We start from the raw sequence: 26814 nt of genomic DNA, 5'->3' as shown, positions 1-26814 counted from the left end.
CTCTCGTGTGGTCATAATTATGGATAATGTTACTAAAGTGTGAAAGGGATTGCAACTTGTCGACTGGTGACAAATTGGTGAATGTTATGGGAGCTGGATTCCTTTGAAAAAGTGTAGGGCCATCCCCCTATTCTGCTCTTTAAATTGCATCCTTTTTCATGTGGGCATTTACAACAATTTATGCTAAATTACAACTAAGGTAAAATAAGGGAAATAGGCATTTAAGAATTGGGTTGGAGCAAACTAGGAGGGTTTTAGATGGCTCAGGCGAAAAGGTGGATGTTGCTAGCCTTGTCTCTGATGTTCATGCTTAGTATGGTCATTCTGCCACAGAGGTCATTCGCGTCTGGTGAGAAAACGTTCAAAAATGAAGCTTCTTCTCCTTCGATGTCATATTCTCCATTTCTTAACGGATATCTATTTGCAGCACCTCAAACGGATATACTGGTTGGTCAAACGAGTGTATTGGTAAACAACTTGAAGAGCAGCAACATTGATGCTGTCAATTATTTGCTGGCTGAAGATGGAACACAAAGGCTGCCCGAGGATACCACTTCCATTGAATTTAAAACGGACGGAACTTCGATGATCATGACGAGCGATGGCAAGACTGAGGTATTACCGATCGGCTTTTGGGGGAAAGCTTGGAAAGTAACGAAATGTGCGGCTTTCATTACGGCGGCTGTTGTACCGATCTTTAAAGCTTACAAGGCTGTGAGAGCTTTAGGCGGGGTCAGAGAAACGGCGAGATTACTCGTGGGAGCGGGTAACTCATCGGATTTCCTGCAAATTGCTGGTGGCACCGCTGCTGAGATTATCGGAATTCATGGGATCCAACAGAACTGTTTTTAGAGGTTGTTCAAAAAAGTCACCAAATGATAAACCGGCGAATTTCTTCGTTGCTCGGTTTTTCCGGTCCTCACGTATAAGGACATACGGCTTGCGGTCCTCAAAACTTTCGCGCCTCGAACTTCTTTGCTACGCGCAAGGAACGTGCTAGTGTCGACTTTGTCACAGGATGTGACGATCTTTGTCGACGTTCTAATTTGGCAGCTTTTTGAACACTTACTTCTAGTATAGGAGGTTTGATCTTTATGCAAAAAGAAGAGGCACTTGATCATCGGTCGAACCGTAATGGCGTATTTGGAGAGCCTTCCAATGCAACAATGGCGGCATTCTGTTATGGGATGCTATTTGTAGCTTTCATGCTTGTGACGGGTGGAACGGTTACCGTTAATGGGCTTGGTCTCCCGGCAATTGGGCTTTTTATAGTGGTTTCCTTCGTACAATATATGGTGAAAGGAACGCCCAGGTGGCTCGTATTAGGTTCTTTTACCTTGGCTGTTGTGATGGCTTTTGCGATGACGCTCCTTCTGGGATAGCAGGATGATTTCGAAACGTCCCTCCAAATTTTCGAGGTCACTGGAAAAAAGGGATGACCCACTCCGTTATTGTATAGCCGAGCGTATTTATACAGAATTCTATCCTACCGACATTTAAGTAAACTCACTATATAATGGAATGCATTATTGCAGGAATAATACGAATGTGGTTAGGAACTAGTTCCGTTGTTTAAAACAGAGACAGGGGGTCAGGGGAACAATTCGTTTCCCAGCCACCTTTCTCTTTTTCTATAACGGAACCCTTCCTGAACTTTTTATTCATCAGTTTGTCATCTGTGGTTTTTGTTATACAAAAGTAGAAATGAACAAACCTCACTTTTTCAGCGTCCTCAAACTTTCGGGGGTATTTTTTTGACATAAAAAACCGCCAGGCTCTCGCTTGAGCTTGACGGTTATGTAGATTATTGCATCGTGTTGCCGAGCTGCGCGACGATTAGATCGAGCTTTTTCACCTGTGGAAGCTGCACGTGATCGGGGAATTTCTCATCAAAATGGTTTAGCAGCGGCATGATCGCTTCGTCATCAAGTAATTCCTTGTAGGTTTGATAGGTGTGTTGGTATTGCCTGATGTAGCGTTTCATTTTTTTCTCGAAGCCGGATAAATGGTAGGTGGATGAGAAGTCGAACGCTTTGGCGATGTCGCTATCGTATGTCGGGAACGCCGGGTTAATGGCGTGCAGCATGGCTGCGGCGAGCGGGAATTGCATAGTTGGATTCCCTTTATGGTTCTTGATGTCGTACAGTCGTTTAGTGATTTGCACGATGTTTGGGCGTTCTTGGTCGCGCTGTTCTTCCATTAGTTTGAAGTATTCGGTTTCGAATTCCCTTGTCAGGCTCGGGTTGTCCAACTTGAAGAAATGGCGAAAGACGAATTGATAGATCGTGTCGTCTGGAACATACGTATTGTCGAAGTCTTGGTTCAGATAGACGTAGACATCGACTTTTTCTCTAGGAATTTTGTTTACTACTTTCTCTTGCTCGTCAAATAGTAATGGTTTTATGTCTGCGGCTGTTCTGTATTTCATCGATTTTCACCTCTCGTTTCCCTATTCCACACATTTCTGTTTGGAAAACTTCTATTTTGCAAAAAAGTTGTAAAGTAGAATGAGGGGACTTTAATGGATGTTCAAAAAGCTTTTAATTGGTGACTTTATGAACATCTTATTATTCTCTATTTTACCGAAATGATGGACTGTTTGCCAAGGTCGCGGGCAAATCGTAAACGTATTGTAATGATAGAGTGGTTCATTTTTCCGAAAATTTTCCGATAAGTATATGGAGAGGAGTGTGCACATATGGATATAGCGGCGGCGTCTATGATCATGAGTCAGGCGCACGTAAGGCAGCAGGCGAGCCTTGCTGTGATGGACAAAACGATGCAAACGTCGGAAGCCAAGGGAAATCAGGTGGTGCAAATGCTGCAGCAGTCGGTGCAATCAGTGCCGCACCCCACGCACGGAGGGCAAATTGATCTCAAAGGATAATGTGTGACAGGCGGTGAGAAACGACTCACCATCATTGACCGTAACTAGTAGGGGCCGTCCATCACTACTATAAGTCGTGCGTGTGACAGCTAAGAACGTTTAAGGATGTACGCGTGAAAGTGTCCACCAATGATTGCGGAAATGGAATACCTATAACAAGTGATTCTTATCACAGGAGTCACTTTTCTCATAGTGGCGGTTCCATACATCTTAATGATCATAAGGTGGCTGGGAAACGGCGAGACTCCCTGTGGGAACACCGGATGGCGAGACCCCGAGGGAGGAACGATTGAGGAGGCGTTTGCCCACGAGCGAGTCGTTTCCCCGCCGCCGTACTCTTTTTTATAACGGAACCCACCAAGAAAACACAGATATACAAACATGCCAAATACATTCCTTATAGAAATGAACAAACGTCACTTTTTCAGCGGCCCCTGAAGCGGCTGACTGTCTTTCTTCAAGGATCGCCGTCGAAAAAAGGGCAAAAAAAAGAGCCGCTAAACGAGAGCGGCTATAGACACATTATTGATCATTATTTTGGTCTTCCATGGTATCTTCATTCGTTGTGTCACCGTTTCCATCATCCGTATCTGTGCCACCGTTATCTGTATCCGTGCCACCATCGCCTGTTCCTTCTCCACCTTGCTGTTGATCTTCTTCCATCTCAGTGTCTTGCTCTGTATTTCCTTCATCAGCGTTTCCTTCTTCTTCTGTCGGAGCGCCATCTTCTGTTGCATTATTTCCTTCTTCTTCTGGCATGTTCTCTTCTGTGTTTCCTTCGTTTTCAGCTGGCTGCTCCTCTTCCTCAGCAGCACAAGCTCCTAGAACAGAGATGGCTAGGAAAGCAATGAGTAGTTTTAGTGCGATATTGTTCATGTTAGGTTTCCTCCTTTTTGTTACGATACAATTTTTATTGTAACCGTGTATGAAAAGGTTTATACAGTTTATGCCTGATTTTTATTTTTCTAGTGGCTAAAAATGAAGAGTGTGCCGCCTAAAGTCCAGCTTTTGGCGGCACACTCCCTGGCAATTATAGGTCATGGAGATTGTAATTTCGGCAAAGTCTTACACTTCTATTTGGTCTAGCATAGCCTGTAGTTGATTGATACTCGCATTGACTAAGTCTTTATACAGGCCTAGTATCAGTTGTCCATATTGATCACCGGGAACAGCCCATTTTCCATTTAAACCTACCCAATCTCTCGCACTACCTCGTGTAACAAGGCCAAAGCGCGGATCAACTAAGGCATAGTCATCTGGTAAGTCTTCAGTGGAAGCATAGGCATACAAGTGTTGAATATGCGCGAGGACTCCTTCTTCAGGTGTAGCAAAACTTGCTCCTGAGTTATCGGGACCTGTTGCACCAATGCCTGCATAATTGTTTTGTTCCTCATTAACGACTCCGGTAAAACGGAAATAATTCGTTTCGTGAAGAGCCTGGGCAAAGGCAATATCTCCTCTGATGCCATAAGCCTCCCCAAAGGTTAAATAGTAATTACCAAGTGAAGGGGCATCAGGATTAAAGCTGCGGACAAATTGATCCATTTGTTCCGGAGCAAGTGAGACAGAGCCTAAGATGCCGTATCCCGACACTTCTGGATCGTCGCCTTCCTCTACTTGAATATAAGCATCGTCTATTCCGACGGCTTTCACTTCTGAAAGCCGTTGCTCTGCATTGCTTCGATTTCTAAAGGCACCAGCCTGTACGCGATACCATGTGCTTCCTGACACCGACGTTTCATTGATAAAAGCTGGAATTCCATGAGAATCAAGGTAAGTGACTCGCTCTTCTGCGTTCTCTTTGACCTGGAAAGAGCCAGCAATTACCCTGTACATCGTTTCGGAGGCGGCCCTTTCAAGGTTGAAAGCACGCTCGAGCCCATTTACATGCCCACGGGCTACTTTTTGACGGTAAGAGGCATCAGCCAATTTTGCCGCATTACCTGGATGATCAATAAAGCCATTTTCCGTAAGAAGGGCCGACATAGCGGATTCCCTTAACACGTGAAAATTGGCCTGTTTCTGACCGCGGTCTATTAATTCATTCACATCCGTGATCTCATCGTGCATAATATCCTGGTATTGGGCTGTCTGCGATGACTCCGACAAACCAACATAAATATAATCTTCATATCCGCGTGCTGAGCCATTAAAAGCATTGATGTGAATGGACAGATAGTAATCTGCATTCCACGCATTGGCTTCATTCGTTCGTTGGGTTAGACTCTTAGTGGTGTCCGTTGTCCTGCTCATATTGACATCAACATTGCTATATTCATTGTTGAGAATATCACGGATACGTAACGCGATATCAAGGTTAATATTTTTTTCCAGCAAACCGTTTCCGGTCGCACCAGGGTCCTCCCCCCGTGTCCTGGGTCTAAATATAGTTTAAACATCGTAAAAACCTCCTTTTTTTATAATTAAAAAATCCCTTTTATGGTCGGGTTCATTCGTAAGGTTTTTGCCCAACACCTCCTTCCCCTAAAATGGCTTTACTACTCACTATCCGTAGACTCCACAGCCTTTTGGGCATCTAAATACCCAGCACCTTGAACATATTCTGGCAATCCTCTATCAATTGCACTTTCAAGAAGTCGCTGCTTCACCTGGTCAGGTGTAAGTTCTGGATAAACTTGAAGAACAAGAGCCGCTACCCCAGCACAGATCGGGGTCGCCATCGATGTCCCAGATAAAGAAAAGTAATTATCTTCGACTCGACCCGATTTCGTCGTTTTATCAAGAAAAGAGCCGGGTGCTCTTAAGGAGACAATGTTTACTCCGGGAGCTAGTAAATCCGGCTTTGATTCCTCCCCGCAAGCAGGGCCGCGACTTGAGAACGGTGCAATTTCTTCATCTGTACGATTGATCGTATTCTGGTCATCCATTGCCCCGACCGTTACCACCTTCGAGCTGATTCCCGGGGTGCCAATCGTTCTTTGATCAGGCCCCGAGTTTCCTGCAGCTACACAAACAACCATCCCACTTTCCCATGCTTTATCTGCAATTTGAACAAGGGGATCGTTACAGTCTGACTCATCAGCTGCTGCGCCCAAAGATAACGAGATCACATCGATCTTGTGCTCCTCCTTATGGTCGATACACCATTGAATACCGGAAACAATCGTTGAGAGCGAGCCTGAACCCATATTATTCAGTACCTTCACTCCAATAATCCCGGCTTCAGGAGCCGACCCACGGTATTTCAAATTTGAAGAAAATCCATTACCAGCTGCATCTCCAGCGCAATGAGTACCATGTCCATTATCATCATAAGGATCAACTTTGTTGTTAATAAAATCTTTAAAGGCAATAATACGATTCGTTGGCTGCGTTAAATCCGGGTGCGGGTGCACACCTGTATCAACAACGGCAATATTAACGCCTTTCCCCGTAATCCCTTTGCTATTCAATTGTTGTGCATGAACAGAGGGAGAAGCCACATCCAGCAAGGCCGTCACTTCTCGATCATAGTAAATCTTCTTAATCTGACAGTCATCGTTCATGAGTTTTTCAATTGTGGTTGCATTTAAAACCGCCGAACAACTAGATGTGCTCGGAAACTCATGCACGATCTTGCATTTACCATCCGCCTTTATATGATCATAAGCCTTCGTTAATCCTGAATACATTTGTTCGAATTCGATAATCACGGGAAATTTCTTCGATTTTTTCAACCTATTTTCAATGGGACGGTGTAAAAAACAAGGAGTACTGCGTAAAGGTCGATATAAATGAACTAACCTCTGGCGCAGTTCTTTGTCAAATTTATCACTATGGTCTCGGGTAAGTTGAATCATAGAGAATCCTAACATTCTACCACCTCCTTTTTATCTTGATGCTGTATTCTATGTTTTTTTGTAAAAGGGATGGCGGTATTTATCGGGGATAATAGCAAAAAAGGCGCTTGTCTAATAGAAAAAGGTATACCAAGCAGGGGGAAATGATAGGGCTGCAAACTAAAAGTTTCTTTATACGGCTTGAGTGGAAGAGTTCGGGACTGGAGTGATCATGAGAATCTGCCTCGAGCGGACAGATTTTAATTATAGACCATCAACCATAAAAAGCCGCCCAAGTAGGAGAGAGCACTGAAAAAGTCTGTTGATAGCTAAAAAAGATGACCACCTACTATACAAGGGTGGTCATCTTCTTTTATTTATCAATATGTCGAGTGGATTCCTTATTAAAAATAACAAATATCACTTTTTCAGCGGCCTCAAGTAGGACGGCTTGTCTTCACATTATTTAAGAGCAAACATAATTTCCGCTTCGCAGGCCGTTTCGCCGTCGACGGTGGCAATCGCTTTGCCTTTGCCGATCGGTCCTTTAAGGCGGACGATTTCGACTTCGAGTTTAAGACGGTCGCCTGGTTTGACTTGGCGCTTGAAGCGGCATTTGTCAATTCCAGTGAAAAAGGCGAGTTTGCCTTGATTTTCTTCTTTTTTCAACATAGCGACAGCCCCATTTGCGCAAGGGCTTCAGTGATGAGCACACCTGGCATCACAGGATAATCTGGGAAGTGGCCCTGGAAGAAAGGTTCGTTCGCGGTAACATTTTTATAGCCGACTGCGCGTTTACCTTCCTCAATTTCTTCCACCTGGTCGATTAATAAAAATGGGTAGCGGTGCGGAATGATTTCTTTGATTGCTTGAATATCCAGCATAGGAAAACTCCTTTCAGTACAAACTATCCTTATTATACTGGCATCCTATCCATTCGACAAAACTTTTCATAAAAAAGTCGTGGAGCCTTGTGAGCTGCTCCATAGGATGTTCGACTAAGTCTGAGCGTCCTGTGGGAAGACGGAGGAATGGATATATGATCTCGAATGGATGTGCTCAGAGGATAAGATAAGGAGGTTCTCTCATGCTTTGGACAATTTTAATCATTTTACTAGCCCTATGGCTGTTTGGTGTCATTATCGACATTGCCGGCGGGTTGATTCACTTATTGCTTGTCGTTGCACTCGTTGTCTTCCTAATCCGAATGTTTCGCAAGCGTGGACGGCATTAACCGGCAGACGATCCTTGTAAAGAATGGCCTGGTATGATTGAGGCTGGCTGCCTTTGTCGGGATTAATTGCACGAAATAATGAATAATTGCACGTAATTTTAATTAATTGCACGAAAAACCAGATAATTGCACATTTAATGGAATAATTGCATATTTGCACATAAAACACACGATAACCCACCCATATGGAATTTACTGGATGACCTGAGGTGGAAATAAAGGCGATGAAAGGAAATGAATGGATGACCTGAGGTGCGGCACCTCAGGTTAGGAGGATTTGGTTAACTGCCGTGGGTTGTTTAGCGTCTGTTCGTTTCCTTCTGCCTCTTGATAACGGCCGATCCTCCCCACTCTTATACTTGGGGTGAGCCAGAATGTGTACCAGGATCCTTCCTTTATGATCGGATCGAGGTCGAATAAGTCAAAACGGCAGGATTCGGCCAAACCTTCAAGTTCGGCCACATTTGGTAAGGCGAACAGGTTGGAATGGGCGACGAAAAAACTGTTAAACGCTGAGGAAAAGGCCTCGCCATGCTCAGTTTCGTTGATCGGCGTAATAACCGAAACAAGTCCGTCTTTTTTTAAATAGCTATACAAATGGTTGAGCAGCTGGGCGCGCAGCTCAGGGTGTATATAGTGAAAAATATTGTGCAGCAGAATAACTTCAGGTGAATCGAAACCCTCCGCCGGTCTCCAATCGGCAATGTCGCCGACTTCAAAGCTGATATTAGGATAGCCTTCTGATTTGGAGCGGGCGTGGTCGACGACGTCTTGATTGATATCGACGCCTGTCATTTGGACGTTTGGATAATCCTCGGCTAGTTTTCGCAAATACCCCCGTGGCCACAGCCTAAGTCGACAATCGCGTTCACCTGTTGATCGTGTATCATCTTTTTTATTTTTTTAATGGCAAAATGTTCAAGCAAGGCCGAGGTTTCGGCAACGACCTCGCCATGGCGTTCGTGGTCGAAGTGGGCGCGATGGTTGTTCTTCATGTAGGCCGGGTAGTTGAGGAGTGTTGGCATGTGGAGCTCCATCACTTCCTTCAAAAGGGCTTTGACGCCAGGGGATGCGTTGTCGCCCATGAGCGCGGCGCAGCGTTTCTTGGATGTGCGGAAGCGGTTGTCGGGGCGCTTTTTCAAGTGTTTGACGGCGACGCCGACGCGGACCCAGGAGGAGAGCAGGTCGTGATCGTAGCCGGTTTCACTCGCGACGTCAGTGACGGTTTTTGCTTTGGCGAAGTAGTCAAATAAACCAAGTTCTGTTCCTACATAAGCATGCCAGCCTGGTAAAAATGATTCGTTCTTCTTCATCCATTTTCTTGCCTGCATGGCGGTAACCCATTCGTTCATTATGTTACACCTTCCCTTTCTAGAGGTTGTTCAAAAGTCACTAAATGATAAGCGGCGATTCTCTTCATTGACTTGTTTTTAACGAGCGTGTGCGCCTTTGTCTACAAGTCTATTCAAGAAGTAAATTCCTCGGTGCAAGGCAGAAAAGAAGGATATTCTCTGAAGTGGCCTCGTTACTTACGTATCATTAAGCATACGTTCCGTTACTCAAAACTACGCCGCCTCGACCTTCTTTCTTCTAATTTGACAACTTTTTGAACACTTACTTCTATTATGTTCTCCACGGGTAATCCTCCGCTTCGCTGAACAAAAACTGCCGCTGCTTGCGATCGCTCACTGTCCTGCTGCGGGCGGGAAGGACACTCCCTGGATCGCTCGATCGAACAGTGTGAAATTCCATTTTCCGAGGCCTGAGATATTTAACATTTGCTTGACGTGAAGCTGATCGTCGTCATACATCCGCTGAACGGCGCGCATGCGGATATTGCGCCACCACGTGTATGGAACCGAGTAGACCATTGCTGACAAGTGGCTCAAGTTTAGCAAAAATTTGACCCGCGGTTTGCGCACGTCCTCGTAATAGTGCAAATGATCATGATACGGAACATCGTTTTGCTTGCACCAGGCCAGCAGTTCTCCGAGTACGTCCGCATCCTGAATGGCGAGGTTCATCCCCTCCCCTGCCATTGGGTGGACGGTATGGGCGGCGTCGCCAATCAACGCAAGGTTTCCTTTATAATAACGATCGACGTGATACGTAAACGGGATCATCAGCTGCACGGCTTTCCAATCTTCTATCGCCCGCACACCTTGAGCAAGTTCTGGTTCTAATTCACTATATGCCTGATAAAGCTGCTCAAGACCCTGCTCTTTCACTTGTTTAAACGTTCCTGCTTTGATAAGAAATACCGTGCGTACCTCGTCGTCCGGGAGCGGGAATAACCCGAGAAAGTCACGCGCTGTCGTAATGATTTTTCCTTTATTGAAGTCGCTTGGCCTCGGAATCGTCACCGTGAGAAAATGGTGATTGTAATCCTGCCGCTTCACTCTCACATTCATAGCATCGCGTGTCGGTGAGCTGCGCCCTTCTGCCCCAACGTAAACGTGTGCCTCAACATATTGGATCGTCTTTTGCTGCCTTACTTTTGCCTGACCATTTTCAAAGCCGAGAAACCGTGCACCTGATAAGTAGTGAAAATATTCCGGATAAGTCGCTCCTTTTTCACGCAAAATTTCCTTCGTTGTTTCATGCGGAACCATTAACGCGTGATCATAGCTGCTCGCCACCCGGCTATAGTTGAGCTCCGTTAAATTGATCTCCTCTGGCAGGGCACCAGACTGGCGTTTGATCTCCAGAAAACGAAGCTGATCGATCACATGCCCGCTCGCTTCCGTTTCCCCTAGTACCCCAAGCCGATCCAGAATGGCCAGCGTCTTCGGCTGCAGCAGCTCCCCTTTATAGGCGGACGACTTTTTCACAAGCTGCTCCGCCACCGTCACATGCACACCGCGGCTCGCCAGCTTGACAGCCAGTGCTAGGCCACCCACTCCGCCGCCGGCAATGAATACATCCGTCTTCAAACGTCGCACCCTCCCTTGTTGCTTCTATAACTGAGTAGTTCCACAAATCGAGGATCAGGAAACCTTTTTGACCAACCAGACGGCTTTTTCCCTTATTGAGCTTTACATTTAGGTTAGGGAACAGTCATGCGAAGTCAGAGCCCAATCCCAAAGAGATCGGGAACAATAGAATCCTTGCCCGCCGTCACGAAACAAATACATCATTTTAGGATAACTGCACCAGCTTGACTAATAATAATGAGGAAGATATTACACATACAGGAGGTCATCCAAGTGAAATTATTTGGTAAAATCGCCCTCACTCTGCTACTAGCAGGCTCCAGCCTGGGCATGAGTTCAAGTGTTCACGCTGCAGCTAAAGAGGACGCATTAAATGCTGTTGTTCAATTCCTCACAGCTCAGAAAAACTGTGATGCCAACGAAATGATGAAAACATCCGAACATTCACAGAAGATTAGTAACGTCAAAGAGTTTTATACTGGATTTTGTAAATCACACCCTTTACAAGAAGCAAAAATTACAGATCTAAGTATGGTGAATGACACGACAGCCATCGTATCAACGCATTCCACCTACAAAGATTTCATCGCGATCAGCACAATGCCTGTCGTCAACAAAGATGGGCAATGGAAAATCATTAGAGGCGTTGCAGGGCCGGGATATGTGGAATTCTCGGACAAGACAAACCGCAACTCAACAGAAAAGCAAGTTCAACAAGCCATCCAAAAGTACTCGGAAGCGATCAATTCAGGCAACGTAAAGGAAATGAAAAAGTATATCAAACCACTGTCTCAAACGAACACGAAGCAACTTGATCAACACCTCAAGGCAGCAGCTGATGGACCAGCTCCAGAAGTTACAGCCCTCGGTGTCAGAATGGTTTCCGATTCAGTGGCGATGGCTCACATAGAAAAGAAATACGATCATTTTAGTTCCACGAGCAACCTGGTTATATGTAAGGAAAACGGACAATGGAAGATTGTCTTCGGCAGTCACCTAGAGAATGCCATGATTCCTACAAGTGATAACATAGTAGAAATAGTGAACTAAACCGAAGTCTAAAGCTTCTCAGCGTTAAGAAACAATCCTTTGGAGTTAGAGAACAATCACGAGAAGATCAGGAACAATCCCTACCTGTTAAAGGACAATCATGCGGAGATAGAGACCAATCCCATAGAGATCGGGAACAATCATCGCCCGCCGTCACGAAAGAACTACAAGATCGAGATCAATTGAACAATCCATCTTTATAAAAAGTCAAAAAAAGACGCACGAGCCAAGGGGCTTGTGCGTTCTTAACGTGGCTGTCCACTCATAGAATAATGAGGATCCGCGTTATTGAGTTTTGGTGATCAGGTTCCAGATGCGCTCCCATGTTGACCAATCGAGGGCATCGAGAGGATTTCCGTCACCGATGACGCCATAGCCGACAACGAGTCCGACCAGCAGGGCTAGAGCACTTAGGAAAAGAACGATGATGATTCGCAGCCAAATTGGCAGAATACGTCGGCGTTGTTTCCTTCTTCTCTTTTCCTTGGTTCCTGGTTTGTGCTGTTTGCGCAACTGTTTTTTCTCTTGTTTGTTCGCATCTGTCGGCATAATTGTCTTACTCCTTACATTTATGATCTGAGCTGGCTGATGAGTCCCATCATTTGATCGCTTGTCGAGATGGAGCGTGCGCTGAATTGATAGGCGCGCTGGGCCATCAGCATATCTGTCATTTGTTTTGAAATATCAACATTAGAGGTTTCGAGCGTTCCGCTTTGAACTTGTCCGTCCGCGTTCGCGATGATTCCCTCTCCTACTATATCAGCATTGTCCGTAAGACGAAAGCGATTGTTTCCTGCCGCTTCAAGCATGCGTGGACGGACAGCTTCAACGATTCCAAGCTGGGCTTCGACGGCCTCAACCCCGTTTCTGTTTACGAGGATCGCGCCGTCTTCACGGATCTGCATGCCGTCCATGTCATCAGCGAACTGAATCGGCTGACCATCTTCTCCTAAAACTGGGAGACCGTCAGCGTTGGTGAGCAACATTTGGCCGTTGTTCAGCGGGTTAAGGTAAAAATTACCTGAGCGGGTATAATTTGTTTCGAGTCCGTTTTCTGTCGCTACTTGTAATTGAAAAAGTTGATTGTCTTCAAGTAAAGCAACGTCTAAGGCACGGTCTGTCTGCTTCAGATTTCCCTGGCTCAGATCAATGTTCGTGTGGGCCAGTCTTGCTCCTGATCCGCTGCGAATGCCGTCTGGTGTCAGCCTGTATGGTGCGGCCTCCTGGTTAGCAGCTTCGTCTATTCCTTCATCAGAAAGGTTATCGATTTGTTGAAAAAGCAAGGAGGAAAAGTCGGCTTGTCTGCTTTTGTAGCCGGGTGTATTTGTGTTGGCCAGGTTGTGGCCGATCACGTCAAGTTTATGCTGAATCTGCCCCATCGTTACAGAGGCTTGTATCATCGAACGATTCATGAAAGATTCCCTCTCCTTTATCCTAATCTGATCCTATGTCGTTATCTAACTATGATTACATCCTGATTTAACTGCTATTTCGCCCTGGCCAAGTATGATGTTATCCTGAACCGGCTAGTTACTTCACTAGTCATTCAGGATCATTTCCCTAGTCCAGCCTAGTTTATTTTCTATCCTAGTCTAGCTTATTTCCCAGCCTGGTCCTGCTTTTTTTGTTTATCCTAACCGAGCTATTTCTGTAACGGTTTTCTGCATGCTTTGATCGTACGCTTTCAGTACACGTTGGTTCAATTCAAATGAACGATATGTATTCATCATCTCTGTCATGGCTTGGGCCGGGTCCACATTGGAACGCTCAACAAACCCTTGCTGGATATTAAAATTGATTCCCTGACCTAGGCGGGCGTCAACTAATGGGACGGCGTTTTCACCTGGTGCGTACAGCCCATTTCCTCCTTTTACTAAGTCAAAAGAATTGGGAGTGTAAGAGATGCCGAGCGGGATGTTTGCGCCGTTTACGTTCACGGTACCGTTGTCGCTGACATCAAACTCCATGCCGCCGGTTTGAATCGGATTCCCTGCATCGTCAAGGACGTAGTAGCCTTGATTGGTGGTGAGGAAGCCTTGGCCGTCGACGGTGAAGTTACCGTTTCTTGTGTATCGGAGTTCGCCAGCTTCGTTCTGAACGTTAAAAAATAGGAAGCCATTTTCGTCTGGAAGGTTGCCATTTAAGAGAGCCAGGTCTGTCTCGATCCCTGTCTCCCTTAAATCGCCCTGAGAGAATTTCGGCACGGTTTCCTGCATGTACACACCTGTATGGAGGGAACCAATTTGTTTCTGTGTGGGGAGGTTGAGACCTCCATTACTTGTAGGGACAGACGTTTGACCCATTTGCTGAATCAGTAATTCAGGAAATGCGCGCATTGTTCCTTGGTCTGATTTAAACCCTGGTGTATAAGCATTCGACAAGTTGTTCGATAGTGTTTCCTGCATGCGTTGATTGGCCATCATTCCTGAGGCCGCCGTATAAAATCCTCTCAGCAAGACGATCGCTCCTTTTTAGATGTTGTTCAAAACGTCACTGAATGATAGCAGCAACTTTCCAAATACATCCTTCTGTTAACTAATTTTATTGCGGGTGATTTTGTCAATGTTTTCGAGCATGATGCCTGTACCTTTGGCTACACAATCCATTGGATCCTCAGCTACAAATACAGGCACTTTCAGTTCTTCTGCAAGCAGCTGGTCGATGCCGTGCAGAAGGGCGCCGCCGCCTGTCATGATCACACCGCGATCGATAATGTCAGCTGACAGTTCCGGTGGCGTGCGTTCAAGGACTTGCTTGGCTGCATGTACGATGGTTTGCACAGCTTCGCGGAGAGATGCTTCAATTTCCTCTGAATTAACTGTGATTGTACGTGGCAATCCTGTCATCATATCACGGCCACGAATCTCGATTTCTTCATTGCGTGCCCCTTTGAAAACAGTCGCTACACTCATTTTAATATTCTCGGCTGTCCGCTCTCCGATCAAGAGCTTGTAATGTTTCTTAATGTACTGAAGAATTTCCGTGTCGAATTTGTCCCCAGCCATCTTGATAGAGGAAGCGGTAACGATATCGCCCATGGAAATAACGGCTACATCCGTCGTACCTCCACCGATGTCAACGACCATATTCCCACTCGGCTGAAAGATATCCATCCCTGCTCCAACCGCTGCAACTTTCGGCTCTTCTTCAAGATAAATCTTTTTCCCACCAGATTTCTCGGCCGCTTCTTTAATTGCTTTTTGTTCCACTTTCGTAATGTTCGTCGGGCAGCAAATCAACATCCGAGGCTTAGACAAAAAGCCGCGCACGTTTATTTTTTGAATAAAATGCTTAAGCATCGCTTCCGTTACGTCGAAGTCTGCAATCACTCCGTCTTTTAATGGACGGGTAGCCTCGATATTCCCTGGTGTACGTCCCACCATGCGACGAGCTTCTTCGCCCACTTCTAAGACTTTACCAGTATTTCTGTCTATCGCTACAACGGACGGTTCGTTTAAAACAATCCCTTTTCCTTTTACATGAATAAGTACATTGGCTGTTCCTAAGTCTATTCCGATATCTCTTGCAAACATCTTCGGTAGATCCTCCCTAATTATAAAAAACTATTCGGTCGTTTTTTCATAAAAACATAGCACATCTAATACTATATTCTATCACAAAGTTACATCATTCGTCGCATTTCTCATGAAAAATGTTCCATACATAAGAGGTATATGGGAGGTAGGAGGATGAATACGTGATTAGTGGGTAGGTTCAGCAGGCTTTTCTTCAATAACGGTTCGATATTTCATGCGCGTCGCTTCTCCACCTCTTAGATGTCGAATTTCCTTGTGATGGTCAAGAATCGTTTTTACTTGTTTGGCTAAATCCGCGTTAATTTCCGGCAGGCGTTCTGTTAAGTCTTTGTGTACGGTGCTTTTGGAGACACCGAATTCTTTCGCAATCACTCTTACTGTTTTCTTCGTTTCGACAATGTACTCCCCAGTCTTGACTGTCCGTTCTTTGATGTAGTCATGCACATCACTCGCCTCCTGTGATTGACTATCCAAGGGGTCGCTTCTCGAGACAAGTTTAGAGTTGTTGGGCGTTCAGAGGTGTTTGGTACTTTCTCTAGTTGTTTCACCCTGGATGCTACCGACTGCTCGGTTATCCTCATTGTATTACTCGAGGTCCTCAGATATGTCAAAAGGCGGGGGAAGTAAACAAAAGCATCGTACGATTCCGAGAAGGTTGGGCTCAGCGCGACTCTTCCTCGAGCTGTCTTGCATTCCTTGTTCGTGCATTTTACCAAATGTTTAATTATACGGTGGCCAACGGGGGCGCGCAGGTTGTCCTAAGTGGTCTGGGGTACTGCTGGACATCGCCGCACGATTGTCGAGTTTTTCATTTTTAAACAGAAAAAAATGGAGGTTCGAAAACCCCCATTTTCTCTTTATGCTTGTGTTGATGAAATGGATGAAGAGCCTTCCTCATCTGGTGTCGGTTCTTCCGTATCATCAGATGGTGCGTCTTCGGATGGAGTACCTTCTCCTTCAGTTGGAGCGTCTCCCTCAGTTGGAGCATCTCCTTCGGTTGGGTCAGCGCCCTCTTCAGGAGCCTGTCCCTGTTCAGGAGCTGGCTGCATTTCATCTTCACTGCCAGTGGATGCATCTGGATCAATCTCAGTAGATGGATCCTCTACTTCACTATTTGTTGGCTGTTCCTCTGTACCAGAAGCATCAGGAGCGTCAGTTCCTTCTTCCGCATTTGCCTTCTCTTCTTTTGCTTCAATACTACTAACTGCTTTTCCAAAGAAGTTTTCCGGGTTCAGTGGTTCACCATTTTTTCTAACTTCGAAATGAACGTGTACACCGCTTGCCTGGCCAAAAGAATTCTGACCCGCTTGACCGATGGCGTCCCCTTGTGACACTTCAGATCCGGCTTCTACTTGAACATCAGATAGACTAGCATAGACAGTTGAAACATCATTGTCATGGCTGATTTGAACGACGTTGCCGTAGAGAGGATCCTCCTTCACTTCAGTAACGGTACCTGATAGAGCTGCTGTTACTTCAAAATTGGCTCCGTCACCTTTTGCTATATCGATCCCTTCACTCTGATAGTACTTATTGTTGTAAAGAACCAGTGCACTTTCTTGCGCTTCGTTTGATGCGTCATAATCAAAGAATTTTGTTACGATGGATGCTGACTGTTCATCAGCAACTGGCATTTGTAAATTCTCATCCTGACCAGTAACGGGAACGGATTCTTGATTTTGTAAGTTTGAATCTTGTTGGACGTTGGTTTGATTTTGATCCTTCACCTGTTCAGCTACATCATTTGAACTTTGCTGGAACCAAAACACTCCTACTAACACCAAAGCTGCTACGGACAGATACAAAGCTGGATAGATCCACTTCTTGCGCATTAAGCGTTTAAACTTTAATTTAGTCACGCTTTTCTTTCCTTCCTCTCTCATGTTCATCACCTCAAAAATCATTCTGATCACTTTTAAGGGAATCTATACATAGAGAGGAAAATTTTTGTGAGAAAAGCGGAAAAGCCCGGTTAGACACGACAAGCATAAGCAGAGCGGCGTAGTGAAGTGTTTTTTCCTTCACGAAGGCGAACTGCTTATGTCTCGAGTGTCTGGGCTTTGGAGCTAGCCAGTAGAAAAACGGAAAGGGGCGATTAGACCTGACACGCATAAGCGGAGCATCGCAGTGGGGCGGTCCTTCCCCACGGAGATGAACCGCTTATGTCGCGAAGGTCTGCCCCTTGCAGCTAGACAATAGAAAAGCGAAGGCGTCTTGGTCAGACTCGAAAAGCATAAGCAAGACGCCGTAGTGAAGTGGGCTTTCCTTCACGGAGGGGGATTGCTTATGTCTCGAGAGTCTAGACGCCGGAGCTAGACAATAGAAAAGTGGAAAGGCCCTGGGTAGAGGAAGTTCGGCTAAAACCGAAGCGTCCTGTTTCAACGCCGAACGACCCCACATCCTATGGGGCAGGGGGCGCGCGGCCTGTGAGCCAAAGCAGATCGGCACAGGCGATTCGATTTTTGGATATATGCAATTAACGAGATTTACGTGCAATAATCTCGGATTATGTGCAATTATCACGAATTTCGTGCAATTATTTAAAATTATATGCAATTAATTAAAATTTCGTGCAATTAACGATTGAGAGCCACCCCTCAGAATTAGATTCCTTTTAGAAAAGCGAGGTTTGTCCCAATCCGCTGATCGTTTAGCAAAAGAAACTTCCGGATTGCTAGCCTCTCAATCGAGTAGGAGTACTTGCAGAAACTGCAAGTACTCCTTACTGCCAAAATCAAATCGCTCATTTTTTTCCGCAAAAAGCTCCATTTCCATTAAACACTCCCTCTTAGTTCACCGTCTACTTAACAGTTGTAATGGAGGCGGTTTGCTTGCTCATCGGTGAGATCTCAGTATTTTGGTAGTAGTGTTCAATGATCTCTTTATAAGTTTTTCCTGCTTTAGCCATGCCGTTGGCGCCATATTGGCTCATGCCGACACCGTGGCCAAATCCTTGTGTTGTAAAAATGATGTGGTCATTTTTTTGTTCCAATGTAAAATCACTAGATTGCAAGTTGAAGGCTTCTCTTATTTTTCTGCCTGAGAACGTTTCGCTTCCAATTGTTATTTGATCAACGCGGCCGCCTTCTGTCTTGGTCAGCTTCAAATTGGAAAGGGATGGTGTCACGTCTACACCCAAGGCGGTTTCTAACCCGCTGAGAGGGACAATTTTCTGATCAGCGAATCTCGGTGATGCTTTATCCCATGGACTTTCGACACTTTTCAAATAAGGGATCTCCTGTTTCCAATAGTCCTCAGAGTTTTCTGTGTACCCATTGCTTGTTGAGAAAAAGGCTGCTTCGATTGGCTGTTGTTTGTAAGTGATAATTTCTCCTGCTGTTTCTTGAACAGCTTTATTAATTTTGCTTATGTTTTCTACATAATGATCTCCCCACAAATTGCGAAGCTCCTTTTCGTTTTTGTACACTTGGTGCTGGGTTGTATCCGTAACGTCGGCATTTTCTGAAACAGGACCTCCTTGGCTGAGGTGTCGTGTGACATACGTTCGGGCTGCGAGAGCTTGTGCCTTCAAGGCTTCGAGTTCGAAGCTGGCAGGCATTTCTGATGCCACTACTCTAGAAACGTATGTCTCTAAGGGAACCTCCTCAACTTTGTCTGTTTCACTCCTTAATACATGAATAGAAAAGGGAGATAGACTAGCTGGAAGCTCCGTCACAACTTCTTCGTCTTCTGCTGCTTGGGCCTGTGTTTCTTGGACTTGTGCTGTGTCACTTGATCCCGTGAATGGTAGAACGATTACTGTCGGGATAAAAATAATTCCTGCAAAAATGCTGCTCATTACCGCGATTCCGATGCGATTCCTTTTTTTCATATAACGTCCCCCTGAAACAAAGTAGATCCCTCTACTAAAATGTATCCATTTGAGACAGATGATAGAACTAAAAAAAGCAATCCCCACATCAAAAAATTGACGGGGATTGCTTATAAATAGGCATATATTATAATGTCGATACTGATTCGCTTGGCTCTGATTCTTCCACGTAGGATTCTTCTTCGTTGACGCGTTCAATATCAGCACCGAGCTGGGCAAGTTTTTCAGTAAAATCAACATACCCTCGATCCAGATGCTTCAATTCTGTTACACGTGTATAGCCATCAGCTACAAGACCAGCTAAGATAAGGGCAGCACCTGCTCTTAAATCAGTGGCTTGCACTTCAGCTCCTTGTAGTGCAGAAGGTCCTTCAACAATAACGCTGCGGCCTTCTATCTTCATCTTTGCATTCATGCGTCTGAATTCTTCCACATGCATGAAGCGATTTTCAAAAACAGTTTCTGTGATAACGCTTGTGCCCTTCGCATTTAACATGAGTGCCATCATTTGAGACTGCATATCTGTAGGGAAACCAGGATGTGGCATCGTTTTAATGTCCGTTGCTTTCAGCTGTTTCGGACCAATAACACGAAGTCCATCCTCCTCTTCCTCGATCTTAACACCCATTTCTTCCATTTTGGAAATAACTGAGCGTAAGTGCTCATGCATGGCTCCTTGTACGAGTACATTACCACCCGAGATGGCTGCGGCTACCATAAAGGTTCCTGCTTCCACTCGGTCTGGAATGATGGTGTGGGTCGCGCCATAAAGCTTATCGACCCCATCAATCCGAATCGTTTCTGTACCTGCGCCGACAATACGTGCGCCCATTTTGTTCAAGAAGTTGGCAAGATCAACAATCTCAGGCTCTTTCGCACAATTCTCAAGGACTGTTCTTCCTTGGGCCAGTGCAGCAGCCATGATAATGTTCTCTGTAGCTCCTACACTAGGTACGTCCAAGTAAATCTTGGCTCCCTGTAAACGGCCTTTTACGTGAGCCTCAATTGATCCGTTACCAACCGTTACTTCTGCGCCCATTGCTTCAAAACCTTTAAGATGTTGATCAAGCGGACGTGAACCGATCGCACATCCTCCTGGTAAGGCGACCTTTGCGTGACCATAGCGGGCCAATAGCGGTCCCAACACGAGTACAGACGCTCTCATTTTACGAACATATTCTATAGGAGCTTCTGTTGTTAATTGTTTAGAAGCGTCAATGGTTACTGATCGGTCTTTCATTTCTACATCTGCATTCATATGTCTAATGACTTCATTGATCGTGTAAACATCCGCTAATGCCGGGACGTCGTGCAAAACACTTTTCCCTTCACTTGCAATTATACTTGCTGCGATGACAGGCAGTACGGCATTCTTTGCACCTTCAGCTCTTACAGTGCCATTAAGCTGCCTTCCACCACGGACGATGATTTTATCCAAGGTTCATTCTCCTCCGCGTCCATATTCATTATTATTAATATTCAGCAGTTATGATAGGTGTGCCAATTGTAATGGTTGTTCGACCGCCCAATGTACGGGTAGCGAATTGGACATTCATTGCTCCATTGGGTAATGGAATGGCTTGACTCCACCTTGGTGTGTAGCCGGATCTGCTAGTCCAGCTTTCTTCGGTAGCTGCTTCGATCGTTGTTATATTGAGTGCTTTTTTGAATTTTTGATAGATTAAAACATCATCAATAATACCACCAGCCTCTGCTTTGAGACAAGTGTATAAAGTGACATTTTTCGAAAAAATCCGTGACTTAATTTCATTGATTTGTTGTTTGATTTTATCTGGCGTTAATCTTTCTGTACCCCCAGCAGTAAGCGAGTAAACGACATTAGATGAAACAGTCTTATCTTTTGGCACGATCACTGTAAAAGTTTCGTTAAAACTAGAGTTTTTTTGACCGTTCGTAAAGATATATTTACGAGCGAGATTTGAATCCTCTTCTCTCATCTTTACATTCGGAAAAACCCCGCTGATTTGCTGCTTCATTTCTTCTACGTTAGCTGTTTTAATCGATTCTTTCAGTACAATCTTGTATTCACTAATGTCCAGCTGCTCATCTTCTACAAAGGCTGCCAACTCTAGTAACGGCGAAAGATCAATATGTCCCTTAGCCGTTTCCTGCGGATGAACACCTGCCAATATTGTTAGTGATAGTAAACAAGTCCATAGTATCTTCATATGTAATTCCTCCCCCATATCATACTCTAAGTGTGAACAGGGAGAGTTCCTTTCATACGATACAATTACCGACAAGACACGACACTAAAATAAGTAAACCAAACTGTTTGACCAATTGATGAGGTCTAGAAAGAAGTTACTGACAGATGTAGCGATGGCGATCGTAATAAGTATCATTAACACCCTAATTTCAAAGATGCGTCCTTTTCGGAGAAACGCATCCAGGTTTACTGCCTGCAAAACCTTCCATGTAATGATAATAAAAATAATATGAGAGGTCATGCTGAGAAGTGCGTCTTGCAGTAGAAACTGATCCATTCGTCAAACACCTCACTGACGGATCTACCGATTTTGCACACATAATTAACAATTACATGAGAACGTTTTTTTGTCAATAATATAGTGGGGATTCCCCATGATATCTGTGAACATTGTGTGAACTATAAAAAGTAGAGGCGGCTCGAATATATTTGAAAAAATGTGATGAAGTTCGACTAAGGTCGGCACGTTTTATTCAAGCGTCTTTGCGTGAGTGATTCCAACCCACTCAGAGGGATAGATGCCGAGAGTTTGCGAAAAAGTGCAACGTGCTATACATCAAGATACACCCAACAATCGCCTGATCTGAATTGTGACCGTGATCATTCTTCACGGTGATGATTGGCTTTAGGAGCAAGAGCTAGACATGTTTTGTCAAAATGAACATTTCCTCTGACAAGAGATAATATTTCCCGGGGAATAATGACAATAAAATCGGAAATGATTGCCCGTTTTCATTTTAAATGCGCGTTTTGGTATAGCTTTGCTGGGATGGGCGGACACCCTCACCGCTGATGGTGAGCAATGATAATATGTGGAGTCGAATAGTGATAGGGAGGCTTATGAACGACTTTTGTAAAATAAAAAAACTGCTCTCATAATGAAAGCAGTTTTTAGAAGTTATTGTCGTGAACGTCTAAACGGTTAATGGCTCGTTTGAGTGACAATTCAGCCCTTCTCATGTCGATATCGGATTGTTTATCGGCCATGCGTTGCTCGGCACGTTCCTTAGCTTTGCGGGCACGGTCAATATCGATGTCAGAAGGCCTCTCAGCGGATTGCGCCAGGATGGTTACTTTGTCTGGACGGACTTCAAGGAACCCACCGCTTACGGCAATTCGATCTGATTGTCCTTTCCCTTTGAGACGAACGGCGCTGATAGATAAGGGAGCGACCATTGGGATGTGCCCGGGCATAACGCCGAGTTCCCCGCTTTCCGCCTTACAGCTAACCATTTCGTATGCGTCTTCTAGTATCGGGCCATCAGGAGTGACAACACTCACCGTTAGTGTTTTCATAGCTATTCCTCCTTAGGCAGATCATAAGTGCCGGTATGTCAGGCGACGCATTTTATACGTGCGCCTGAGTGACACTTTAAAATGATATGCTTATTGCATTTGTTTAGCTTTTTCGACAACCTCTTCAATGCGGCCGACAAGGCGGAAGGCATCTTCTGGAATGTCGTCATGCTTACCATCCAGAATCTCTTTGAATCCTTTTACTGTTTCAGCTACAGGGACATAGGAACCTTTTTGTCCTGTAAACTGTTCAGCAACGTGGAAATTCTGAGAAAGGAAGAATTGTATGCGGCGAGCACGTGAAACGGTCAATTTATCTTCATCTGACAGCTCATCCATACCAAGAATGGCGATAATGTCTTGTAATTCTTTATAGCGCTGAAGGGTACGTTGAACTTCACGAGCTACTTCGTAATGTTCGTCACCAACGATGTCAGCGTCAAGTGCGCGTGATGTAGAAGCTAGTGGATCCACCGCTGGGTAAATCCCTTGCTCTGATAACTTACGCTCAAGGTTTGTTGTTGCATCAAGGTGAGCGAACGTTGTCGCTGGCGCTGGGTCTGTGTAGTCATCGGCAGGCACGTAAATCGCCTGGATCGATGTAACAGACCCTTTATCTGTTGATGTGATACGTTCTTGCAGTTGACCCATCTCTGTTGCTAGTGTCGGCTGGTAACCAACGGCTGATGGCATACGGCCAAGCAAGGCTGATACTTCTAGTCCGCCTTGGGTAAAACGGAAAATGTTATCGATGAAGAACAGAACGTCCTGTCCTTGCTCATCACGGAAATACTCGGCCATGGTCAGACCTGTCAGGGCAACACGCATACGAGCTCCAGGTGGTTCGTTCATCTGACCGAATACCATGGCTGTTTTCGCGATTACGCCTGAATCTTTCATTTCATAATACAAGTCGTTTCCTTCACGAGTACGCTCACCAACACCTGCGAATACGGAAATACCACCGTGTTCTTGTGCGATGTTGTTAATAAGCTCCTGGATTAAAACGGTTTTCCCTACTCCGGCACCACCGAATAAACCGATTTTACCACCTTTTACATAAGGGGCTAATAAGTCTACAACTTTAATTCCTGTTTCAAGAATCTCAGTTTCGGTTGCTAAGTTTTCAAATGTTGGTGCCTGGCGGTGAATTGGATCTTTACGAACATCGCTCGGAAGCGGCTCGTCAAGGTCGATTTTTTCACCAAGTACGCTGAATACGCGTCCGAGTGTTACATCGCCTACAGGTACAGCAATCGGTCCGCCTGTATCGATAACACTCGTTCCACGCTGCACGCCCTCAGTTGAAGACATCGCAACGGTACGTACGGTGTTGTCCCCAAGGTGAAGGGCAACTTCTAGTGTAAGGTCGACATTTTCTGCTTGTACGACCACTGCGTTATTAATTTCAGGAAGTTGACCATCATCAAAAGTTACGTCAACTACGGGTCCCATAATTTGGGTTACGCGTCCTTTACTCATCGATTTCCCTCCTCTAACTGTTCAAAAAATCCATCGATACCTATTCGAGGGCAGCTGCACCGCCGACAATTTCGGTAATCTCCTGGGTAATGGCTGCTTGACGGGCACGGTTGTAAGAAAGTGAAAGGTCGCCAATAAGGTCATCGGCATTGTCTGTTGCACTCTTCATCGCCGTCATACGAGCGGCGTGCTCACTTGCTTTACCGTCGAGCAATGCGCCGTAGATCAAGCTCTCAGCGTATTGCGGCAGCAGAACTTCCAAGATTTCTTCCTGGCTTGGTTCGTATTCATACGAGCTTGAGGCTGCTTTGGCCTGCCCGCCTAAATCAGTTAATGGCAGTGCTTTTTTCTCGGTAACCTCTTGAGTAATCGCACTAACATAATGGTTGTAATAAAGGAATAGCTGATCAACTTCGCCGTCGGTATAGAGCTGCACCGTTTCTGATGCAATATCGCTAATATCGGCGAAATCAGGCTGATCAGAGATACCCGTGATTTCTTTATCTACCGGCATATTACGATTTCGGAAAAAGTCACGGCCTACGCGTCCCAGTGTGATCAATTTATATTCGTCAGCAGAAGTGTGACGCTGCTTAATTTCCTGGTACACTTTCCGCAAAACACTACTATTGTAGGCTCCTGCAAGTCCTCGGTCTGATGTGATGACCACGTATCCTGTGCGCTTCACTTCCCGAGATTCAAGCATTGGATGTGAAGTTACACCGCCGCCTGCAGCGATACCCGCTACGACTTCTTGGATCTTTTCACTATAAGGAACAAATTGTCTCGCATTCTGTTCAGCACGGTTCAGCTTGGAGGCAGAAACCATTTCCATCGCTTTCGTAATCTGCTTTGTTTTTTTCGTTGAAGTAATACGACCTTTAATATCTCTAAGGGATGCCACGTTGTTTCACCACCCTTTCTAGTGTCTGGCGAAAAAGCGCCTCCTCCCTCAAGTATCTTAAGTGATCAGCTACATTCATTGCATCAATTAACTTAAGATTACCAAGTGAGCAGGTGCTTAACGCTTTTCTAGTTATGATTGATTAATTAGAAACGACAAAGGTTTTCTTGAACTCTTTAACAGCCCCGTGCATTTCATCTTCATCTGCCAATTTACCTGTTTGGCGGATTTGCTGAAGAAGTTCTTTACGGTTGTTATCTAACCAAATGTGGAATTCAGACTCAAAACGAGTGATATCTTCTACTGGAATTTCATCTAAGTGTCCTTTAGTTAGGGCAAAAATGATCATAACTTGTTTTTCAACAGCTAGCGGTTGGTGAAGTCCTTGCTTCAGTACTTCTACTGTACGGGCACCACGGTTAAGCTTAGCTTGTGTTGATTTATCAAGGTCAGAACCGAACTGGGCAAAAGCCTCTAGTTCACGGAAGGACGCTAAGTCGAGACGAAGCGTACCCGCTACCTTCTTCATGGCTTTGATCTGTGCAGAACCACCTACACGAGACACGGATAATCCGGCGTTGATCGCTGGACGCACACCCGAGAAGAATAGATCTGACTGTAAGAAAATTTGTCCATCTGTAATGGAAATAACGTTTGTTGGAATATAGGCTGAAATGTCGCCGGCTTGTGTTTCTACGAATGGAAGAGCAGTTAAAGAACCGCCGCCTTTCGCATCACTAAGTTTAGCGGCACGCTCAAGTAAACGGGAGTGCAAGTAGAATACATCCCCTGGGAATGCTTCACGGCCTGGCGGGCGACGAAGCAGCAAGGAAAGCTCACGATAAGCGGCTGCTTGCTTAGAAAGATCATCATATACGACTAGAACGTTTTTACCGTTATACATAAACTCTTCACCAAGCGTAACACCAGCATATGGCGCAAGGTAAAGAAGCGGTGCAGGTTGAGATGCACTTGCCGTAACAACGATCGTATAATCAAGCGCTCCATGACGGCGCAGTGTTTCCACTGTGCCTCGAACAGTTGATTCTTTTTGACCAATGGCCACATAAATACAAATCATATCCTGGTCGTGCTGGTTCAAAATTGTATCGACTGCAACAGATGTTTTACCTGTTTGACGGTCTCCGATAATTAACTCACGCTGTCCACGGCCAATTGGTACAAGTGCATCAATCGCCTTAATACCTGTTTGAAGCGGCTCATCAACAGATTTACGATCCATAACTCCGGGAGCTGGTGACTCGATTGGACGAGTGTTGCTCGTTTCAATCGGACCATGGCCATCAACTGGCTGCCCTAGAGGGTTAACGACACGCCCAAGCATATTCTCACCTGTAGGAATCTGCATGATGCGTCCAGTACGGCGAACTTCATCGCCTTCTTTAATATCTGTGAATGGTCCAAGTATAACAAGACCAACATTACTTTCTTCCAAGTTTTGTGCCAACCCCATGACACCGTTAGAAAATTCAACAAGCTCTCCGGCCATACAGTTGTCAAGACCATGAGCACGAGCGATACCGTCACCAACCTCGATAACTGTACCTACATCGTTGACTTCAATATCTGATTCGTAGTTTGCAATTTGCTGCTTAATCAGCGCACTGATTTCTTCAGCTTTGATGCTCAT

General features: G+C 45.2%; 26 protein-coding genes and 1 pseudogene. 5 read left to right on the top strand and 22 right to left on the bottom strand.

Annotated elements, in window-relative coordinates; all coding sequences use genetic code 11:
- Positions 1 to 258: 258 nt before the first annotated feature.
- Complete coding sequence (locus MUO15_RS17050; protein WP_245031176.1) at positions 259 to 852, top strand: hypothetical protein; 594 nt, start codon at positions 259 to 261, stop codon at positions 850 to 852.
- Positions 853 to 1094: 242 nt separating this feature from the next.
- The gene (locus MUO15_RS17045; protein ID WP_245031174.1) at positions 1095 to 1382 is read left to right on the top strand and encodes a hypothetical protein; all 288 of its coding nucleotides are present in this window, start codon (positions 1095 to 1097) and stop codon (positions 1380 to 1382) included.
- A gap of 422 nt (positions 1383 to 1804) precedes the next feature.
- On the opposite strand, the gene MUO15_RS17040 is transcribed toward MUO15_RS17045, so the two are convergent.
- Positions 1805 to 2428, bottom strand: a complete 624-nt coding sequence (locus MUO15_RS17040; protein ID WP_245031172.1) for a hypothetical protein — start codon at positions 2426 to 2428, stop codon at positions 1805 to 1807.
- A 270-nt stretch (positions 2429 to 2698) separates the two neighbouring features.
- Between MUO15_RS17040 and MUO15_RS17035 the strand changes: the two genes are divergently transcribed.
- Positions 2699 to 2887 (top strand): YjfB family protein, encoded by a 189-nt coding sequence (locus MUO15_RS17035; protein WP_318036169.1) that lies wholly within the window; start codon positions 2699 to 2701, stop codon positions 2885 to 2887.
- A gap of 522 nt (positions 2888 to 3409) precedes the next feature.
- On the opposite strand, the gene MUO15_RS17030 is transcribed toward MUO15_RS17035, so the two are convergent.
- From MUO15_RS17030 to fabZ, 4 genes and pseudogenes are all read right to left on the bottom strand, one after another.
- On the bottom strand, positions 3410 to 3763 hold the full coding sequence (locus tag MUO15_RS17030; RefSeq protein WP_245031170.1) for a hypothetical protein: 354 nt from the start codon (positions 3761 to 3763) through the stop codon (positions 3410 to 3412).
- 189 nt (positions 3764 to 3952) lie between these two features.
- Positions 3953 to 5224, bottom strand: coding sequence for an N-acetylmuramoyl-L-alanine amidase (locus tag MUO15_RS17025; protein WP_245031168.1), 1272 nt, complete (start codon positions 5222 to 5224; stop codon positions 3953 to 3955).
- A gap of 161 nt (positions 5225 to 5385) precedes the next feature.
- Positions 5386 to 6702: a S8 family peptidase gene (locus MUO15_RS17020; protein WP_245031166.1), complete on the bottom strand. Its 1317-nt coding sequence runs from the start codon at positions 6700 to 6702 to the stop codon at positions 5386 to 5388.
- A 426-nt stretch (positions 6703 to 7128) separates the two neighbouring features.
- Positions 7129 to 7550, bottom strand: a pseudogene (fabZ, locus tag MUO15_RS17015) (3-hydroxyacyl-ACP dehydratase FabZ).
- Between the two features lie 203 nt (positions 7551 to 7753).
- Between fabZ and MUO15_RS17010 the strand changes: the two are divergent.
- The gene (locus MUO15_RS17010; RefSeq protein ID WP_245031164.1) at positions 7754 to 7900 is read left to right on the top strand and encodes a lmo0937 family membrane protein; all 147 of its coding nucleotides are present in this window, start codon (positions 7754 to 7756) and stop codon (positions 7898 to 7900) included.
- 267 nt (positions 7901 to 8167) lie between these two features.
- Here the strand turns inward: MUO15_RS17010 and MUO15_RS17005 are convergent, their stop codons facing one another.
- From MUO15_RS17005 to MUO15_RS16995, 3 genes are all read right to left on the bottom strand, one after another.
- A complete protein-coding gene (locus MUO15_RS17005) occupies positions 8168 to 8731 on the bottom strand; it encodes a class I SAM-dependent methyltransferase (RefSeq protein ID WP_245031162.1) in 564 nt (187 codons plus the stop codon).
- Positions 8719 to 9252: a hypothetical protein gene (locus tag MUO15_RS17000; protein ID WP_245031160.1), complete on the bottom strand. Its 534-nt coding sequence runs from the start codon at positions 9250 to 9252 to the stop codon at positions 8719 to 8721. The genes MUO15_RS17005 and MUO15_RS17000 overlap by 13 nt, the downstream gene beginning before the upstream one ends.
- 333 nt (positions 9253 to 9585) lie before the next feature.
- Positions 9586 to 10833: an FAD-dependent monooxygenase gene (locus MUO15_RS16995; RefSeq protein ID WP_245031158.1), complete on the bottom strand. Its 1248-nt coding sequence runs from the start codon at positions 10831 to 10833 to the stop codon at positions 9586 to 9588.
- Positions 10834 to 11106: 273 nt separating this feature from the next.
- Between MUO15_RS16995 and MUO15_RS16990 the strand changes: the two genes are divergently transcribed.
- A complete protein-coding gene (locus MUO15_RS16990) occupies positions 11107 to 11883 on the top strand; it encodes a nuclear transport factor 2 family protein (protein WP_245031156.1) in 777 nt (258 codons plus the stop codon).
- A 285-nt stretch (positions 11884 to 12168) separates the two neighbouring features.
- Here MUO15_RS16990 and MUO15_RS16985 read toward each other — a convergent pair whose 3' ends face one another.
- The 14 genes from MUO15_RS16985 to atpA form a co-directional block, all read right to left on the bottom strand.
- Positions 12169 to 12432: a DNA-directed RNA polymerase subunit beta gene (locus tag MUO15_RS16985; protein WP_245031154.1), complete on the bottom strand. Its 264-nt coding sequence runs from the start codon at positions 12430 to 12432 to the stop codon at positions 12169 to 12171.
- A 20-nt stretch (positions 12433 to 12452) separates the two neighbouring features.
- Positions 12453 to 13295, bottom strand: a complete 843-nt coding sequence (locus MUO15_RS16980) for a flagellar hook-basal body protein (RefSeq protein ID WP_245031152.1) — start codon at positions 13293 to 13295, stop codon at positions 12453 to 12455.
- 216 nt (positions 13296 to 13511) lie between these two features.
- Positions 13512 to 14339 carry a flagellar hook-basal body protein gene (locus MUO15_RS16975; RefSeq protein WP_245031151.1) on the bottom strand — a complete coding sequence of 276 codons (828 nt, stop codon included), beginning with the start codon at positions 14337 to 14339 and terminating at the stop codon, positions 13512 to 13514.
- 75 nt (positions 14340 to 14414) lie between these two features.
- Entirely contained in the window at positions 14415 to 15416 is a 1002-nt protein-coding gene (mreB, locus tag MUO15_RS16970) for a rod shape-determining protein (RefSeq protein WP_245031149.1), read from the bottom strand.
- 168 nt (positions 15417 to 15584) lie between these two features.
- Complete coding sequence (spoIIID, locus tag MUO15_RS16965; RefSeq protein ID WP_245031148.1) at positions 15585 to 15863, bottom strand: sporulation transcriptional regulator SpoIIID; 279 nt, start codon at positions 15861 to 15863, stop codon at positions 15585 to 15587.
- Between the two features lie 413 nt (positions 15864 to 16276).
- Positions 16277 to 17278, bottom strand: coding sequence for a stage II sporulation protein SpoIIQ (locus MUO15_RS16960; RefSeq protein WP_245031146.1), 1002 nt, complete (start codon positions 17276 to 17278; stop codon positions 16277 to 16279).
- A 941-nt stretch (positions 17279 to 18219) separates the two neighbouring features.
- Positions 18220 to 19251 carry a stage II sporulation protein D gene (gene spoIID, locus MUO15_RS16955; protein WP_245031144.1) on the bottom strand — a complete coding sequence of 344 codons (1032 nt, stop codon included), beginning with the start codon at positions 19249 to 19251 and terminating at the stop codon, positions 18220 to 18222.
- A gap of 127 nt (positions 19252 to 19378) precedes the next feature.
- Complete coding sequence (gene murA / locus MUO15_RS16950) at positions 19379 to 20689, bottom strand: UDP-N-acetylglucosamine 1-carboxyvinyltransferase (protein ID WP_245031142.1); 1311 nt, start codon at positions 20687 to 20689, stop codon at positions 19379 to 19381.
- Between the two features lie 34 nt (positions 20690 to 20723).
- The gene (locus MUO15_RS16945) at positions 20724 to 21440 is read right to left on the bottom strand and encodes a YwmB family TATA-box binding protein (RefSeq protein ID WP_245031134.1); all 717 of its coding nucleotides are present in this window, start codon (positions 21438 to 21440) and stop codon (positions 20724 to 20726) included.
- A gap of 84 nt (positions 21441 to 21524) precedes the next feature.
- Positions 21525 to 21758, bottom strand: a complete 234-nt coding sequence (locus MUO15_RS16940; RefSeq protein WP_245031126.1) for a DUF1146 family protein — start codon at positions 21756 to 21758, stop codon at positions 21525 to 21527.
- Positions 21759 to 22372: 614 nt separating this feature from the next.
- Positions 22373 to 22777: a F0F1 ATP synthase subunit epsilon gene (locus MUO15_RS16935; protein ID WP_245031124.1), complete on the bottom strand. Its 405-nt coding sequence runs from the start codon at positions 22775 to 22777 to the stop codon at positions 22373 to 22375.
- Positions 22778 to 22867: 90 nt separating this feature from the next.
- Positions 22868 to 24259, bottom strand: a complete 1392-nt coding sequence (gene atpD, locus MUO15_RS16930; RefSeq protein WP_245031122.1) for a F0F1 ATP synthase subunit beta — start codon at positions 24257 to 24259, stop codon at positions 22868 to 22870.
- Between the two features lie 40 nt (positions 24260 to 24299).
- Positions 24300 to 25163: an ATP synthase F1 subunit gamma gene (gene atpG, locus MUO15_RS16925; protein WP_245031120.1), complete on the bottom strand. Its 864-nt coding sequence runs from the start codon at positions 25161 to 25163 to the stop codon at positions 24300 to 24302.
- Positions 25164 to 25305: 142 nt separating this feature from the next.
- Positions 25306 to 26814: a F0F1 ATP synthase subunit alpha gene (gene atpA / locus MUO15_RS16920; protein ID WP_245031111.1), complete on the bottom strand. Its 1509-nt coding sequence runs from the start codon at positions 26812 to 26814 to the stop codon at positions 25306 to 25308.

Source organism: Halobacillus amylolyticus, from assembly GCF_022921115.1.
Lineage (GTDB): Bacteria > Bacillota > Bacilli > Bacillales > Halobacillaceae > Halobacillus_A > Halobacillus_A amylolyticus.
The sequence above is the reverse complement of the archived record's forward strand: the minus strand, read 5'-3'. Positions and strand labels throughout refer to the sequence as shown.